This is a genomic window from Kluyvera sp. Awk 3 (assembly GCF_028069715.1).
Classification (GTDB): Bacteria; Pseudomonadota; Gammaproteobacteria; order Enterobacterales; family Enterobacteriaceae; genus Kluyvera; species Kluyvera georgiana_A.
Genome location: NZ_JANEWH010000243.1, coordinates 1 through 2695, shown reverse-complemented (window position 1 = coordinate 2695; position 2695 = coordinate 1). Strand labels below are relative to the sequence as shown.

Sequence of the window (2695 nt, the reverse complement as noted above, 5' to 3'; positions counted from 1 at the left end):
GGTCAATATAGAACTAATCTACCCTGATAAAGAAATTAACATGGTACGGTCGTTTCTGCTATCAGGAGTCCGTCTTATGTCCATACAAAATTGTGAAAGTGCGAGCGTTTGCCACTCATCTAGGACGAAAATGCACACGCTGGGCTGGCTTGCGGTGATGGTTGTCCTGTGGGGAACCAGTTGGCCGGTTACGCGTCAGGCTCTGGATAGCGTTCCGCCACTTTGGCTGGCGACATTACGCTTTACAACGGCCGGAATTTGTTTGTTTGCTTTTGTGGCTTTCAGGGGGAAACTCCGCTTACCGGTTGGTCAGGACTGGCCTGTTATCCTTAGTGTTGGGATTCTGCAAATGATGTTGTTTACCGGATTGGGGATGATTGCGATGCAATATACGGACACCAGTCGAGCGGTTTTGTTGGCTTATACCACGCCGTTATGGAGTATATTGTTGACGGCTATTATGCTGAGAGTTCGCCCGGGTCGTGGGCAGTTGCTGGCATTGATGGCCGGACTCTCCGGGGTGGCGCTGATTTGTTCGCCATCGGAGATGCGCTGGGATCATTACAGTCTCTTAGCGGCATTGTTATTACTGATTTGTGCAATGGCCTGGTCAATTGTGATTTATCATGTTCGCCATCATCGTTGGGTCTCCACACCGCTGCAACTTGCGCCCTGGCAGATGTTAATAGCGTCGGTTTTATTGGGGATTGTCGCCGTGCTGTTCGAGCGTCCAGTGTCTGATATTCACATCACACATGGCTTACTGTGGCAGTTACTGTTTATTGGTCCCGTCGCAACCTCTTTCTGTTTCGTGATCTCTTCTGAATATGGTCGACGTATTACTACGTTTGCCATGTCCAACTTTACCCTTGGCGTACCGATTATTGGTGCGTTTGCCTCCGCCTTGTGGCTGCAAAATCAATTATCACCTTTATTTATTAGCGGGCTGATACTTATTTGCCTTGGCGTTTTTTTCACTGCATTAACCAGTCGTCAATAAAGAGAATAACAGGCATCATTCCTACCAGGAACGGTAATGAAAATGGCGTTAATCCTCAGGGGAATTTTCTTTTTTTGAGTATAACAGCTGTCTCTGTCACAGGGTTTTTCTTCCCTACAGGCCTGTTTACCATGGCACAGGACAATAGTTACATATCTGTTGCTCAATGCAGTGTAAGTCAATTTTTATTGACTTTGTTTTAAACACTGTCTTTGCCCATGATGTTTTTACCTGGTTATGGAGAATGAAATGAATAAGAAAACGTTAATCGCCACCTTATTATCTGTACTGATATCTAATTCAACTGCTACATTTGCTGAGACACAGTTTAAAAAAGGTGATCTGGAAGTTGTCGCTGCGCTGAATATTCGGCCGGGAAATGTCACTGTCTCTGATGATGGCCGCGTATTTGCAACGGTACATCCTTTGGATCGCCCCTCACGCTGGCGTCTGATTGAGATCACGGGAAAAGAGACTTGGAAAGCCTGGCCCGATGACTCCTGGCAAAAGAACGAAGGCCAAAGTTTATCTCACCAAATTGATACACCATTAGGTATTACACGCGACGCGCAAAATCGCTTATGGCTGGTAGATATGGGGCTAAACTCTGGCAAAACGCGTATAATTAGCTTTGACATAAAAAGTGGTAAGCACCTGATGACCATCGAACTGGATGACACTATCGCGCCTCGTGGTAGTTTTATTCAGGATTTGGTTGTTGATGCACGCGGTGGGTGGATCTATCTGGCAGATATCAGTAATCCTGGACTGATTACCGTTAATATCGCCAGTAAAAAAGCCAGCCGTTTTTCCGGCCATCCTGCATTGCAAAGTGAAAAATCGGCGGTGATGCATATTGATGGTCAGGATACTCTGTTTAATGGCAAGCCAGCTTCGGTCGGCGTGAATCCAATAACACTTTCCGCAGATGGTAAAACCTTATTTTTTGGCGCAATGAACGGTACCACCTGGTATGAAATTGATACTGAGTACCTGCAGAAGGCTGATGATAAAGCCATTGCTCAACATATTCGTTCCGTAGGTACAAAACCGGTTTCAGATGGCGCCGCTATTTCTGCGCAGGGCAGACATTACTTTACTAATCTGAATAATAACGGTGTTGATATGATGGATAGTAAAGGGAAACTGATCCCGCTGGTGCGCTCAGCGCTGCTTGACTGGCCTGACAGCGTTCAGTTTGGCGATCAACACTGGCTGTATATTTCGGCTAACCAACTGCATCGAAGCGCTGCGTTTACTAGTGCTGGCGATAAAGGTGAGCCCCCCTATCGTATTCTGCGTGTATGGACAGACGATACACAAGCGTTCACTTCCGGTTATTGAATCGTCATGGAGTTAGCTGTAAGTTAGGTTCTTAGCCTGGTAGCCATTCCAAAGCTCATCTTCAGGTGGGCTTGATAATGGCGCAGAGTATTTTCCTGATTATGACAAAGGGAAGAACTAGCAATGCCAACGTGGTGAGTACCGCCAGCAGTATTGATGCGGTGGTTGGTATTCCAAATTCCCAACCAAATGCGAAAACTAAACCGTTAAAGAACGATTTAATGCGCAGCGAATTTGTAATAGGTGCGCCTAACATGAAGAATGTGATAGCCAGAAAAATGGCAGAGGATGTAATTAATGCTAAGAAGTTTATGAGTATTTTTTTCATTTGAGCATCTGCAGGTTTTGTAA

At 45.7% G+C, this 2695-nt stretch carries 3 protein-coding genes; all 3 read left to right on the top strand.

What is annotated here, in order from left to right:
- On the top strand, positions 1–1000 hold a 1000-nt coding region (locus tag NNN71_RS24225; protein WP_271459542.1), incomplete at its 5' end, for a DMT family transporter.
- Positions 1001–1249: 249 nt separating this feature from the next.
- Positions 1250–2344 (top strand): L-dopachrome tautomerase-related protein, encoded by a 1095-nt coding sequence (locus NNN71_RS24220; RefSeq protein WP_267453922.1) that lies wholly within the window; start codon positions 1250–1252, stop codon positions 2342–2344.
- 77 nt (positions 2345–2421) lie between these two features.
- Positions 2422–2676, top strand: a complete 255-nt coding sequence (locus NNN71_RS24215) for a hypothetical protein (protein WP_271459541.1) — start codon at positions 2422–2424, stop codon at positions 2674–2676.
- Positions 2677–2695: the final 19 nt, after the last annotated feature.